Annotated in this window: 13 protein-coding genes and 4 tRNA genes; 3 read left to right on the top strand and 14 right to left on the bottom strand. The window is 71.4% G+C overall.

The genetic code is table 11. The features are described from left to right. The 7 genes from D6718_00280 to D6718_00250 all read right to left on the bottom strand — a co-directional run. Nucleotides 1-99, bottom strand: a 99-nt coding sequence (locus tag D6718_00280; GenBank protein ID RMG49176.1) for a hypothetical protein, incomplete at its 3' end; no start/stop codon positions are given. 79 nt (nucleotides 100-178) lie between these two features. Next, nucleotides 179-254 (bottom strand) — tRNA-Thr (locus D6718_00275). 70 nt (nucleotides 255-324) lie between these two features. Then, nucleotides 325-400, bottom strand: a tRNA-Gly gene (locus tag D6718_00270). Nucleotides 401-514: 114 nt separating this feature from the next. Beyond that, nucleotides 515-601: transfer RNA gene (locus D6718_00265), tRNA-Tyr, on the bottom strand. 110 nt (nucleotides 602-711) lie between these two features. Further along, nucleotides 712-787, bottom strand: a tRNA-Thr gene (locus tag D6718_00260). Nucleotides 788-804: 17 nt separating this feature from the next. After that, on the bottom strand, nucleotides 805-1,629 hold the full coding sequence (locus D6718_00255) for an RNA methyltransferase (protein ID RMG49175.1): 825 nt from the start codon (nucleotides 1,627-1,629) through the stop codon (nucleotides 805-807). After that, nucleotides 1,626-3,158, bottom strand: a complete 1,533-nt coding sequence (locus D6718_00250; GenBank protein RMG49174.1) for a glutamate--tRNA ligase — start codon at nucleotides 3,156-3,158, stop codon at nucleotides 1,626-1,628. The genes D6718_00255 and D6718_00250 overlap by 4 nt, the downstream gene beginning before the upstream one ends. Before the next feature lie 23 nt (nucleotides 3,159-3,181). Between D6718_00250 and D6718_00245 the strand changes: the two genes are divergently transcribed. Genes D6718_00245 through D6718_00235 form a run of 3 tightly spaced genes read left to right on the top strand, consistent with a single transcriptional unit; the run spans nucleotide 3,182 to nucleotide 6,220 of the window. Continuing rightward, nucleotides 3,182-3,937 (top strand): HAD family hydrolase, encoded by a 756-nt coding sequence (locus D6718_00245; GenBank protein ID RMG49173.1) that lies wholly within the window; start codon nucleotides 3,182-3,184, stop codon nucleotides 3,935-3,937. Continuing rightward, on the top strand, nucleotides 3,934-4,881 hold the full coding sequence (gene trxB, locus D6718_00240; protein ID RMG49172.1) for a thioredoxin-disulfide reductase: 948 nt from the start codon (nucleotides 3,934-3,936) through the stop codon (nucleotides 4,879-4,881). The genes D6718_00245 and trxB overlap by 4 nt, the downstream gene beginning before the upstream one ends. Beyond that, on the top strand, nucleotides 4,847-6,220 hold the full coding sequence (locus D6718_00235) for a class I SAM-dependent RNA methyltransferase (GenBank protein RMG49171.1): 1,374 nt from the start codon (nucleotides 4,847-4,849) through the stop codon (nucleotides 6,218-6,220). The genes trxB and D6718_00235 overlap by 35 nt, the downstream gene beginning before the upstream one ends. On the opposite strand, the gene D6718_00230 is transcribed toward D6718_00235, so the two are convergent. From D6718_00230 to D6718_00200, 7 genes are all read right to left on the bottom strand, one after another. Further along, a complete protein-coding gene (locus D6718_00230) occupies nucleotides 6,159-6,899 on the bottom strand; it encodes a type II secretion system protein (protein ID RMG49170.1) in 741 nt (246 codons plus the stop codon). The genes D6718_00235 and D6718_00230 overlap by 62 nt on opposite strands. A 4-nt stretch (nucleotides 6,900-6,903) precedes the next feature. Beyond that, nucleotides 6,904-7,956 carry a hypothetical protein gene (locus tag D6718_00225; GenBank protein ID RMG49169.1) on the bottom strand — a complete coding sequence of 351 codons (1,053 nt, stop codon included), beginning with the start codon at nucleotides 7,954-7,956 and terminating at the stop codon, nucleotides 6,904-6,906. Between the two features lie 28 nt (nucleotides 7,957-7,984). Then, nucleotides 7,985-8,380: a type II secretion system protein gene (locus tag D6718_00220; protein ID RMG49168.1), complete on the bottom strand. Its 396-nt coding sequence runs from the start codon at nucleotides 8,378-8,380 to the stop codon at nucleotides 7,985-7,987. 19 nt (nucleotides 8,381-8,399) lie between these two features. Then, complete coding sequence (locus D6718_00215; protein ID RMG49177.1) at nucleotides 8,400-9,017, bottom strand: type II secretion system protein; 618 nt, start codon at nucleotides 9,015-9,017, stop codon at nucleotides 8,400-8,402. Continuing rightward, on the bottom strand, nucleotides 8,873-11,377 hold the full coding sequence (locus D6718_00210; GenBank protein ID RMG49167.1) for a hypothetical protein: 2,505 nt from the start codon (nucleotides 11,375-11,377) through the stop codon (nucleotides 8,873-8,875). The genes D6718_00215 and D6718_00210 overlap by 145 nt, the downstream gene beginning before the upstream one ends. 123 nt (nucleotides 11,378-11,500) lie before the next feature. Next, a complete protein-coding gene (locus tag D6718_00205) occupies nucleotides 11,501-12,151 on the bottom strand; it encodes a hypothetical protein (protein RMG49166.1) in 651 nt (216 codons plus the stop codon). A 15-nt stretch (nucleotides 12,152-12,166) separates the two neighbouring features. Then, nucleotides 12,167-12,874 (bottom strand): hypothetical protein, encoded by a 708-nt coding sequence (locus D6718_00200; GenBank protein ID RMG49165.1) that lies wholly within the window; start codon nucleotides 12,872-12,874, stop codon nucleotides 12,167-12,169.

The following is a 12,874-nucleotide window of genomic DNA, read 5'->3' as shown; positions in this document are numbered from 1 at the left end:
CGTGATCGCAGCCGTCAACGTCGTCTTCCCGTGATCCACGTGACCAATCGTACCCACGTTCACGTGCGGCTTCGTCCGCTCGAACTTCGCCTTGGCCATCGTCGCCTTCCTCCGGAGCCGGTGCGGCTCCCGCCGGGGTGAGGGGGGCGCGGCGCGCCCGCCTGGTCCTTACCTCAGATGGAGCCCATGACCAGATTCGAACTGGTGACCTCCTCCTTACCAAGGAGGTGCTCTACCTGCTGAGCTACATGGGCCCGTAACGCATCGCCTGTTTCAGTCCATCCGCGGCCGGAACCGATCCGGCCGCCGGGGTTCCGTGTCACCTGGAGCGGGAAACGGGACTCGAACCCGCGACCCTCAGCTTGGAAGGCTGATGCTCTACCAACTGAGCTATTCCCGCCCGTGCCATCTCCGCCGGAGCCGGGATGCCTCCCTCGCCGCCGGGGAACCGCCGCCGACCCCGCTCGGCCGCCGCCCGAGCCCAGGCCGCGGCGCCGGCCGCGCGGGCTCCGAGTGGTGGAGGGGGGAGGATTCGAACCTCCGAAGTCATGACGACGGCAGATTTACAGTCTGCTCCCTTTGGCCGCTTGGGTACCCCTCCGGACAAACGAAACGACGGGCGCGGCGGTATCGTCCGGTTCCGCCGGAACCCGTCCATCGCTCTCGCCTCCGAAGAGCTACGGCCGGGAGCGATCCCGCCGCCCGCGCTTGTGGAGCTGGCGGAGGGGCTCGAACCCCCGACCTGCTGATTACAAATCAGCCGCTCTGCCAGCTGAGCTACGCCAGCCCAGCAAAGCGGGGATGCTAGCAGCGGGAAGGATCCCCGTCAAGATCGCGGGCGCGGATCGGCTCTTCTGCCGCGTTGCGGCGTGGCCTTCCGCCGAGCCGCTGCCGCCGCGCCTCGGCCAGCACCGCGGTGACCGCCGCGGCCACGTTCAGCGACCCCACCCCCGGCTCCAGGGGCACGGTCACGCCGGCGGGGCAGCGCCGCCGCACCCCCGGGCGGATTCCTTTCTGCTCGCCACCCGCCACCAGGACGATCGACCGCGTGAGATCCACCTCCCACGGGGCGGCCGCTCCCTCCGTGTCGAGAGCCACCGCCTCGATCCCCTCCTCCGCCAGCCTGTCCAGCGCCCGGCCGAGGTTCGAAGCCCGGGCGATCGGAACGAGGGCCGCCGCCCCGGCCGCCGTCTTGACGGCCGCCGGGGTCATCCCCGCCGACCCGTGCCCCGGGATCAGCACGCCTGCCGCCCCGAGCCCGGCCGCGCTCCGAACGACCGCGCCGAGGTTCCGGGGGTCGACCACGCCGTCGAGGGCCACGAGGAGGGGCCGCTCCGGGAGCCGGTCGATCAGCTCATCCAGTGCGATCAGGTCGGTGCCGGAAAGGCGCGCGATCAGCCCTTGGTGGACGACTCCCCCCGCCAGCCGGTCGAGCGCCTCCCGGGGAGCCGGCCCGAAGGGCACGCCGCGCTCGCGACACAGGGCCACGATGAGCCGGGTGCGGGCATCGCGTTGGCCCCGCGCGAGCAGGACCCGTTCCACGCGGGCCGGCGTCCGCTCGAGGGCCGAACGGACCGCCTGGAACCCGACCGCCAGCGACGGCGACTCCCGCGGGGGCTTGCTCTTCATCGCGCGCCGAGGGCGGCCGCGATCCTCTCCCGGCAGGAGCGCACGCGGCGGCCGCGCGGGGGATCTTGGGCCGCACGGTCCAGCAGAGGCGCGAGGACCGCCAGCGCGGGGCCCGCCTCGCGGCCGGTGAGGGCCAGGCGCAGGGGGTGGAAAAGGGCCCGCCCCGCCGCTCCGGCCTCCTCCGCCACGCGGGCCGAGAGCCGCTTGAAATCTTCCGCGCCGGGCAGGCCGGACTCCGGCCAGTGCCGGAGCCAGGCGTCCAGGATCTCGCCGCCCCCGTCGGCCCGGCGGGGCTCGGCCTCGAGGATCTCCCAGGCCAGCGCCGCGGCCTCGCCGAGAGTCGCCCGCGAAAGGACGCACACGGCGAGCAGCTCGCCCCACCACGGCGGGACGGAGCCACCGAACCGGTCCCGGAAACCGGCGAGCTCCGCGGAGCGGCGGGCCAGCTCCTCGGGCGGCAGGGCTCGCAGCCACCGGCCCGAGAGATGGAGCAGCCGCCCCTCGTCATAGACGGGCTGCGAGCGGGAAAGCCGCTCGGGCCGGAAGCGGGCTGCCAGCTCGGGCCAGGGGTCGCGCCCCGGTTCGACCCGCGGCGGAGTCCACCCGAGGTGGGCCAGCGCCATGACGACCGCCTCCCACGGCACCCCGCGGTCGCGGAGATCGCCGATCGCGGTCGAGCCGTGCCGCTTCGAAAGGGGTGCGCCGTCCGGGCCGAGGACGAGGGGAAGGTGCAGCCACTGCGGCGGTTCCCGCCCGAGCGCGCGCTGGATCTGCTCCTGCTTCCAGGCGTTCGGCAGGTGGTCCTCCCCCCGGATCACATGCGTGATCTTCATCTCGGCATCGTCCACCGCGCACGCGAAGAGGAAGGTCGGCCGCCCGCCGGGCCTCAGCACCACCGGGTCGGGGGCGGGCGCGCCGCGGAAGGAGACGCGGCCCCGGAGCAGGTCGGCGACCTCGCGCTGCTCGCCGAGGCGGAACCGCCAGGCGGGAACCGCCGGCTCCCGGGCCAGGCGGCGCTCCCGCTCCCCCTCGGCGAGCCCGCCGCACCCCCCGGGGCATCCGGACTCGGCCCGCGCCTCCGGGCCGCACCAGCAGGGGTACAGCCGGCCAGCGGCGCGGAGGGCCTCGAACGCGCCGCCGTAGACCGGCCCCCGCTCCGACTGGCGGTAGGGGCCGAAGGCGCCCCCCTCCGTCGGCCCTTCGTCGGGAACGATCCCCAGCCAGAGGAGATCCTCCTCGATCGCTTCGTCCGCCCCCGGGAGGTTGCGCTCCGGATCGGTGTCCTCGATCCGGAGAACGAGGGTGCCCCCCCGGGCGCGGGCGAACAGAGCGTTGACCAGAGCGGTCCGGGCGCCCCCGAGGTGAAGGCGCCCCGTCGGCGCGGGAGCGAAGCGGACTCGCGGCGGCCGGTGCACGGGCGCCTCCCGCCGGCCGGAGCCGGCAAGCGTGGGGCGCGTGATTCTATCCCGCGCCGGGGCCGGCCCCGGCGGAACGGATGGGTTCGCGATAGGATCGCCCGCCGCCGGCAGGCGGAGCCCGGCGAGGAGTTCCGATGGCCGACCGGAGTGCGCTGGCCGCGGTCAAGGCGATCTCGTTCGACTGCTACGGCACGCTGATCGACTGGAGCCGCGGCCTGCAGTTGGCGCTCGAAACCCGCGCGGGGCTCGCCGCCCCGGAAGCCGCCCGCCTCGTCCGGCGGCGGGGCGAAGTCGAGTGGCGCCTGCTGGGCGAGCTCGAAGAGTTCGTTCCGTACCGCCGACTCCTCGAGCGATCGATCGTGATCGCCGCGGAGGAGGAGGGCCTGCAGCTGCCGCCGGACGCCGCCGGCGCGGTCGCCGCCTCGATCGGCGACTGGCCCCCTTTCCCCGATGCCCCGCCGGCGCTCCGGCGGCTCGCCGGCCGCTGGCCGCTCGCGCTGGTGTCGAACGTCGACCCCGAGGATCTCGATGCGACCGTCGCCCGGCTCGGGGTGCCCTTCGCCCGTCGCGTGACGGCCGCCGACGTGCGGACCTACAAGCCGGACCCCGACCACATCCTCGCGCTGCTCCACGAGATGGCGCTCGACGAGTTCGAACTGCTGCACGTGTCGGCCTACGCGGACTACGACCTGGCCACCGCCCAGGACCTGGGAGTGCCGGCCGTCTACGTCGACCGGTACGGACGGCCTCTGCCGGAGGACGTCGAGGTCCTGTTCACGGTACGCGATATGGAGGAGCTGGCGCGGGCGCTGACCGGGCCAGCCCCGCGGCAACCCCGGCGGGGCGGACCGGGTTTCCGGCCCCGCGCCGGGGAGCGGAGGAAACCTTGAGCGAGCGGATTGCGGACGACCCCGTGCGCGTGTTGATCCTCGGCTCCGGCCCGGCCGGGCTCACCGCCGCGATCTACGCGGCCCGTGCCGACCTTCGGCCGGTGGTGCTCGAGGGGGTCCAGCCCGGCGGCCAGCTGACCATCACGACCGATGTCGAGAACTACCCCGGATTTCCGGAGGGGCTTCCCGGGCCGGAGCTGATGCAGCTGTTCCGGCGGCAGGCCGAGCGCTTCGGCGCGCGGCTCGTTTCCGGAGCGGCGACGGCCGTTCGGCTCGACCGCCACCCCTTCGAGATCGTCGTGGACGACCGCGAGACGCTGCGGGCGGAGGCCCTGATCGTGTCGACCGGCGCGTCCGCGAGGAGCCTCGGTCTGGAGTCGGAGCGGCGGCTTCTGGGCCGGGGGGTTTCCATGTGCGCGACCTGCGACGGCTTCTTCTTCCGCGATCAGGTCATCGTCGTCGTCGGCGGCGGGGACACGGCCATGGAGGAAGCCCTGTTCCTCACCCGGTTCGGGCGCGAAGTGATCGTGGTCCACCGCCGCGACCGGCTCCGGGCGAGCAAGGTGATGCAGGAAAGGGCGCTGTCCCATCCCAAGATCCGGTTCGTCTGGAACGCCGTCGTCGAGGAGATGCTGGGGGAAGAGCGGTTGACCGGCGTCCGACTCCGCGACGTGCGGACAGGCGAGACGACGCAGATCGACTGCGGCGCGGTCTTCGTCGCGATCGGGCACGAGCCCAACACGGCGATCTTCAAGGGGCAGCTCGAGATGAACGAGGCGGGGTACATCCTCACCCGGCCCGGGTCGACCCGGACATCGGTGGAGGGGGTCTTCGCCTGCGGAGACGTCCAGGACTGGGTCTACCGGCAGGCGGTCACCGCGGCCGGGACGGGATGCATGGCGGCGATCGATGCCGAGCGCTGGCTCGAGTCTCGGGGTTCCTGACGCGGAGGGCGCGCCGCTCCGCGGCCGGGTCCTCCGCCCCGCAGACGGCGCCTGGTTCCTCTTCCGCCCGGACGGCGGCCGCGGTGAGCTGAGGGTCCGGGGAGCGGTGCCGGGCGAGCGGATCCTGGCGCGCCCCCGGGCCGGCGACCCGGGATGGGCCGACCTCCAGGAGATCCTCGTCCCCTCTCCCGCGCGGCGCGAGCCGCCCTGTCCCGCGGCGGGCCGGTGTGGGGGCTGCCACTGGCAGCACATGCGCGACGGCTTCCAGCTCCGCCTCAAGGCGGAGCGAGCGGAGACGCTCCTCGCGCCGCTCCGCCCCGCTGCCCCTCTCGAGGTGTCGCCGTCGCCGCTTCTCCTCGGCTACCGGTGGCGGGCCCGCTTCCAGGTCTCCCCCGGCGAGCCTCCGGCGGTGGGATTCCACCGGCCGGGATCGCGCGCGACTCTCGATCTCGAACGATGCCCGCTGCTCTCGCCTGCCCTGCAGCGCATCTATCTGGCCGTGCGGGAGCGGATCCGGCGGCACCCTCTGCCGGGCCTCACCGGATTCGAACTGAGCGCGCTGCCGGGAGCCGCCGGCGCCCTCCTTTGGCTGAACCCGCGCGACCGGCCACCACGCGGTTGGGAGCCGTGGGTCGAGCCGCTCCTCCGCGATCCCGACGCGCCCGTCGCCGGCGCGGCCGTGCGGGAGGGCCGGGCCATCCGGGTCCGCGGACGCGCGCTCGTCACCGGGTGGAGCCCCGCCGGAGCGCCGCTCGCCGCCGCGGCCGCCGCTTTTCTCCAGGCGAACCTCGCGGCCGCCGACCTGCTGGCGGAGACGGTGCGCCGCTACGCCGGGGCCGCACCCGGCCGGCGCATCGCCGAGCTGTACGCGGGCACCGGCCTCCTCTCCTGGCGCTGCGCCGCCTCCGGCGCGGAGGTGACGAGCGTCGAGCGCGATCCTCTCGCCGTGGCGGCGGCCCGGGCCCTGCCGGCTCCACCGCGCGGGCTCCTGCGGCCGCTCGCCGGCGACGCGGGGAGCGCCGAGGCGCTCCTGGCCGGTGCCGACGCGGTGATCGCCGACCCGCCCCGGTCGGGCCTGGGTCCGCTGGCCCACCGCCTGGCCGCAGGCGGTCCCGGAAGGATCGTGCTGGTCTCCTGCTCGCTCGCGAGCGCCGCCCGGGACCTGGCCGCGCTCGCCTCTTCCTATGCACTGGAACGGGCGGCGCTCGTCGACCTCTTCCCGCAGACGCGGCACGTCGAGCTGGTCTGCTCGCTGGTGCGCCGCACGCCCGGGCGGGTCAGTGCCGCTTCCTCGGCCCCGGGACACGGAGTCCCGGACGGTTGCGGCCGGGGCGGTTGAGTCCGGGGGGCATCCCCGGCTGCCCCGGACGCTGCGGGCCGCGCCCGACGCCCGGCTTCTGCCCCGAGGGCAGGCCGGGGATGGCCCGGGCCGAGACGTCCCGCTGGTAGTCCTGGGTGGTGTAGTACCACTTGTCGTATGTCGACTCGCCCCGCGCCGCGGTGTTGAACGCCTGCTCGCTGCTCCTCGAGTGCACGCCGACGATCCCGCCGATGAGGGCCTGGTTCCGGTTGCCGGGGGTCACCGCGGTTTCCCGTCCCGGCTTGAAGCTCGAGCCGAGGCCGATCCCGCCGAGCGCATCCCCCGCGGAGCACGAGGAGACGACACGCCCAGCCGGCCCGATCTTGAGCAGACACCAGTCCTCGATCGACTTGCTGTGGGTGATCGGATCCGTGTAGAGCTTCCGGATGAAGCGCCCGTGCTGGCCTTCGCGGTCCAGATCCTCGAGCGAAACGGGGTATTTCCCTTGCTCCTGCTGATAGAACAGGATCGCCGCCGCGTACTGCTCCTGGATGAACAGGAGCTCCGCTTCCCGCTCGCGCCGCTCGATCACCGACCACTCCTGCACCGCCATCCCGCTCATGATCCCGAAGATCGACAGCATCGTGACGATGCCCAGCAGGAGGAAGCCGTCCTGCTTCCGGCGGGGACGAGCGCGGATCGGGCGGCGGGCGGTCATCGGCTCACTGCACCGGATTGCAGATGACGATCACGGTGTCGTCCGCGAACATCCGGGTCGGGCAGGCGGGAAGATCGGCCTGCTGGGTGGGGTCACTGCAGATCCCCGGGGAATGGTCGCCGTCGTCGTAGACGCGGACGGTGACGGTGTAGCCGTCGGGATTCGGGCTGCGGTACGAGTGGTTCTGCTGGCACACCCCGCTGTTGGCGAAAACGAGGTTCGACGTGCCGTCTCCCCACAGGTACTCGTAGGCGGTCAGCTTCCCGTCGGGATCCCGCGAGCCGCACGCCGAGACGGTGGCCTGGCAGAAGTAGAAGTTCCCGTTCTGCGTGGCGTTTCCGGTCTGGGTCGCCGGTTGCGCGTCCGCGACCGGGGGAAGGTTGGCGACGATCTCGTAGATGTCCGAAGTCGCGTCGCTGAGCCCCGCCGAATCGATGACGCGCAGCGTCACGTCGAGGGTCTGAGGCGTCGTGTAAGTCCTCGTGATCGTGGAAGCCGTCGAGGAGACCGTTTCGTTCGACGACGGATCCGAGGAGGAGATGGTGAACTCGTAGGTCTCGATGTCGCCGGCGCTTCCCGGCGTCGAGGAGCTGCCGGAGAAGAGGACCGCCCCGCCGACCCGCTGCTGCCCGCTCGGGCTGATCACCAGGCTCGCCGAGGGAGGTGTCAGCTGCCCCACGGTGATCTCCACCTGGTCCGAGACCGCGCCGCTCTTCGCCGTCACGGTGGCCGGGACGCTCGTCGTCAGCGTGTCATGCGCCTCTCCTCGACTGTCGGTCTTGACGAGCGCGCCGCCGCTCGCCAGCGAACCGGCGGTCGTGGAAAAGCGGATGCCGATCCCGGACTGCGGCGTGCCGTTCTCGTTGAACAGCACGGCCGTGATCTGCGAGGTTCCGGCCTCCCCCGGGCCGACGTCGATGCTCGCCGGGTTCGCCGAAAGCTCGATGATCCAGCTCGCCTTGGCCGCCGGTTCCGTGTCTTCGCATCCCGACATCCACGGCAGCAGCGCCAGGGCCAGCCCCAGCTTCCAAACCGTCGATCCAATTCCGCGTCTCATCGTCGTTTCCCCTGGCTTTCGTGTCCGGCTACAGCTCGCCATAGTCGATCCCCTCGAGGGTCGTGCCCGTCGCGCGGCTGCGGACGTCCCAGATGCCGGCCGGCTGGGTCGGATCGAGGCTCGTCTCCTGATCCGCCGGGATCTCCTCCCAGTCGGCCTCGCCGGTGATGGGATCGACCGGAATGCGCCGCAGATAGCCCTCGTCGACGAGCGCGTCGAGGCTGGCGGGATAGTAGCCCTTGTCAGCGAAGTACTGATCGATCGTCTGCCTGAGAATGAACAGGTTCTCCTTGAGGACGGCTTCGCGCGCCTTGCGCTGCGCGTGCTCGTACCGCGGAAGCGCCACGCCGACGAGCAGCCCGATCAGCGCCACGACGATGATGAGCTCGAGAAGCGTGAAGCCGCGTTGAGCCTGGCTGCGCATCGCTGCCTCCTTCCGCCCGTCACCACTGCTTGTAGGGCGTGCCGTCGAGGCCCTTGCCTTCGGCCAGGGAGAAGACGTCGAACACGTTGAAACCGTCCCACGCATCCTCGTCGGGCGCCTGCCGGCTCGACCTCTTTCCCCATTCCGCCTTCCCGGTGAGCGGATCCCGGGGAATCCGCCGGAGGAACTTCACCTTCACCTCGGCGGCCAGCCCGAGGTCGATCCCTTCCACCAGCTTGTCCAGATCGTCGGGCCATCCCCCGAGAGTCTCGTCGACGTCGGGGGAATTCGGCACGGCGGTGACCGTGAAGTGATAGGTGTCGAGCGCCCTCCGAATCGTCCGGAGCGTCTGCTTGAGCTCCAGCTCGCGCGAGCGCCGCTCGAGCGTGTGCGCGACCGGAAGCGCGATGCCGGCGAGCACGGTGAGGAGGAAGGTGGCGCAGACCAGCTCCACCAGGGTGAAACCGCGCGGCCGGCCTGGTCTTTGCCGGATCACGGCACCACCTCGAGCGGGGCCACCCGGAACGACGCCGGCATGGCGCGGGCGTCCGGCCCCCGAACCTGGGCCGCCGAGAAGCGGAAGTCCGCCTGACCGGGCGACGTCCCCAGGAACGTCAACCGGACCAGCCGGCCGGATCCTGACGCCCCCTCGGGTCCCCGGCGGCTGGCCGAGACCACGAGCAGCCCGCCTTCGGCGCTCTCGACGGCCTGGAGATCGGCCGGTTTCCCCCCCTGCTGCAGGAACTCGCCGAGCTCGCCCGGAGGCACGAAGCGCAGGACGCTCTCGTCGTAACGGAGCTGGAAGTTCACCGTGGCCACGTCCCGGGCGTCGGCGACGAGGACGTCCACGGTCACCGTGTCCCCGACGCGGACCTGGCGAGCCGACGGGGCGAGGCGCAGTTGCGCGACCGCCGGCGGCTGCTCCGGCGTCTCCGCCGGAGGCTTCTCGAGCGCCGGCTCGGGGCTCCCGGCGCCCTCCGCCGGCGCGGGAGCGGGCCCGGGCTCGCCGAACGCACCCTCCGGCGGAAGCGGCTCCGCCTGGACCGCCTCGGCGCCGCCCGGCGCGCTCCCCCGCCGCCCCCGCCGCGGACGCCGCTCCGCGGGGGCCGGCGCCTTCCGGCCCGGCGCCTCCGGGGCGGCCTCTCCCGTCTCGGCGCCCACCTTCACCTTCTCGCCGGAAACCGGCGCGGCCTCCCCGCCGCCCAGCTCCTTCTCGATCTCCTCCCAGGACTTCTGGCTCGCGAACGGGCTCTCGCCGAGTGCGTTGCGCGCCACGCCCCGGAGCTGGATCCGTTCCTCCGTGCCGACCCACAGCGGGACCATATCGATCGGCTGGATGTTCGGCACCCGGATGATGTGCGGCGTCACCGACAGCACGATGTCGTTGGTCGTGGTCTGTTCCTCCGTCGCGCCGAAGAGCCGCCGAAGGATCGGGATGTCGGAAAGGCCGGGCACGCCGGACAGCGACGTCCTCTCCTCCTCCTTGATCAGCCCGGCCAGCAGGTTCGTCTCGCCGTCCTTGAGCCGGATCGTCGTTTCAACCGTCCGGGTCCCGATGATCGGCTGGCTCACCCCCCCCGTGCCTTCCACGCTGCCCGCGAGCGACGAAACCTCCACCGAGAGTTCCAGCGTGATCTCCTTGTTGTGGTGCACGCGGGGCGTCACGTTCACGATGATTCCGACGTTGCTGTACGTGAAAGACGTGATCGGCACCACGTTACCGCCGATGGTCTGGCTGGTGTTGAAGGTCGTCGCCGGGATCGGAACCCGGTCGCCGATCGTGATCTTTCCCGTCTCGCCTTCGAGAATCCGGAGCTGCGGCCGCGCGATCGTCTTCGAGTCCGAATCGCTCTTGAGGAAATTCAGCAACACCGACGGGACGGGCCCGATCGACCAGGCGGCCTGCCCCTTCAGGGCCGTGAGGTTGTTCAGGGCCACGCGCTCTCCGCCCTCGCCGAAGACGAGCGTCAGCGCCTTGTCCGAAAGGTCCACACCGAGCCGCCGCAGCCGGGTGCGGTTGATCTCCAGCAGTTCGAGGTCGACGACCACCTCTCCCTTCGCTTTGTCGTTCGCCTTGATCAACCGCTCCGCGACCTTGATGACCTCGGGTGTGTCCTTGATCGTGATCGCGTTCAGGTCGGAGTTCTCGCTCAGTTTCCGCGATTCGAGCAGACTCCGCAGAAGCTGCATGATCTGCTTCGGCTCGGCGTTCGACAGGTAGAACGTGCGCACCACCTGATCCGAGTACTCCTGGCGCTTCTGCCTGGTGTCGTCGGCGATGAGGATCGTGTGCTCGTCGATCACCTTGTAGAAGTGCTTGTGCATCAACATCAGGATGTCCATCGCCTTCTCGAAGGTGACGTTGGCGAGCTCCACGGAGGTCTTCTTCTTGAGGTCCAGCTTGTCGTCGTAGAGGATGTTGATGCCGGCGATCTTCCCCAGGGACTCGTAAACCTCCTCCACCGTCGAATCGGGAAAGCTGATCGAGATCGGGACGTTCGACGCCGGGTCGAGGCGCGGCGGACCCAACTCCGCGGCCCGGGCCTCGGCCTCACGTTTCGCCCGCTCGAGCTCGGTGGGGCGCTCGCTTCGGCGCTTCAGCTCTTCCAGGGCGTTCTCGAGCTCCACCTGCGCGTACTGATTCGTCGGGTCGAGAAGCACCGTCTGCTGCAGCTCCGGAACGGCGAGCTCGAGCTGCCCGGCGCTCAAGAAGCGCTTCGCCCTCCTGAAGTGTTCCGCCGCGGCACGCAGCTTGGCCCGCGCCAGCGCCACCTTGTAGCGCGAATTCCCGGGATCGAGCGCGACGGCCTTCGCGTAGGACAACACGGCCTGGTCCCAAAGCTCCCGGCTCTCGGCCAGCTCCGCCCGCCGGTACGCCGATCGACCCGTGGATGCGCACGCCGATGCCAGCATCAGGAGCGCCAACAGCGCAGCGAGGGCCGGCGCCCCCGGGAAACCAGTGGCTCGGTTCGTCGTCACGATCGCCCCTCTCCTCATTCTCTCGCGGCTCCCGCCGCCGGGCTCCCGCCCGGAGCGAACGCCCGCTCTCCATGCGGCGCCCGCGCGCGGGTCCGGTGCCGGTCGGCGACTTGTCGATCGCAGGCGCTCATCGACGGTCCTCTAGCCCTTCGATCTGGAGGGCACCAGTTGCAGGGTCTTCGTCTGCCCGCTGAAGCGCGGGTCGGTGAAGCCGATGACGATCGAGTCGAGATCGATCTTCTCGATCACGAACTGGTCGTCGATGATCTCGCCCGCCACGACGTGTCGGAGGTTCTCCTTGTCGATGCGCTTGCCGGATCCCGCACCTTTCTTGTTGAGGATGGCTACGTACCGCTGCGGGTTCCCGAGCACGGTCACCCGTCCGATGTACTCGTAGCCGAAATCCGGCGGCCGCGGCGCTGGCGGGGGAGGCGGCGGGGCCTTCGCCTGCGCCTCGCGGCGGGCCTGCTCCGCCTCCTGCCGCTTCCGCTCCAGCTCCGCTTGCTGGCGCTTCCGCTCCCGCTCGCGGCGGCGCCGGAGCTCGGCCATCGCGGGATCCTCCCCGTACTCGAACGGGTTGCGCGCTTTCACGTATCGCCAGCCGGCCGCCGCCTTTTCGACCTCGATCCGCGGCAATTCCGCCATCGCCCGCAGCTTCTCGTCGAGGCCCGCCAGCGGATCGGCCAGCTCCTCCCCCCCGCGCGGAACGAGCAGGCCGCGGTACTGGTAGGCGAGCGCGACGAGCAGCACCGCCAGCACCGCCGAGTAGATCGCTCGCTTCTTCGGACTCATGGCAACGCTACCCTCTCACCGCCGGCGCCGGGCCGCCTTGCGCTTGCGCTGCAACTCGCGCCAGCGCCGGGCCCGCTCCATTTCGCTCTTCATCTCGGGGGCGTTGAAGTACGTCTCGACCAGGACATTGAGCTGGAGCTCGCGTCCGCCGCGGCTGCTCCCGGTCAGCGACACCTCGCGAACGATCAGGAACTGGTCGAGGCGCTCGAGATCCGCGAGAAAACGGATCAGGTTCTCGTAGCCGCCGGAGAGAGGGAACGAGAAACCGAGCACCTCGATGCCTTCCGTCTCCAGCGCCTGAAGCCCGACCGAAACCCGGCGCGGGACCACGTGGTACTTCCGCCCCACCGCCGTGAGCGCTCTTTGAAACGACACCATCCGGTCGCGCTTGGTCGCCAGCTCCTCCTCGAACACCCGCCGGACGGCTTCGCGGACGCCCTGGACGTGCTCGTGCACGCCGCGCAGCGCCTCCAGTCGCTTGAGGGCGCTGGCCTCGTTCTTGTCCGCGTCGGCCTTGAGCTCCACCAGCTCCGCGATCCGCGCCTGTCTCGGTCGCACGGCCATCGCCCAGAACGCGGCGTCGAGCAGCAGCACCGCCACGAGCGCGATCATCAGCCGGACGCCGTGGCGGTGGAGATCGAAACCGCGGCGGGCTCCGCGTTTCTTCTCTCCCGCCCCTGCGGAGGGACGGGGGCCGGAATCGGCCTTTCGGATGCCGATCAT

The organism is Acidobacteriota bacterium, assembly GCA_003696075.1.
Taxonomy (GTDB): Bacteria; Acidobacteriota; Polarisedimenticolia; order J045; family J045; genus J045.
The sequence above is the reverse complement of the archived record's forward strand: the minus strand, read 5'-3'. Positions and strand labels throughout refer to the sequence as shown.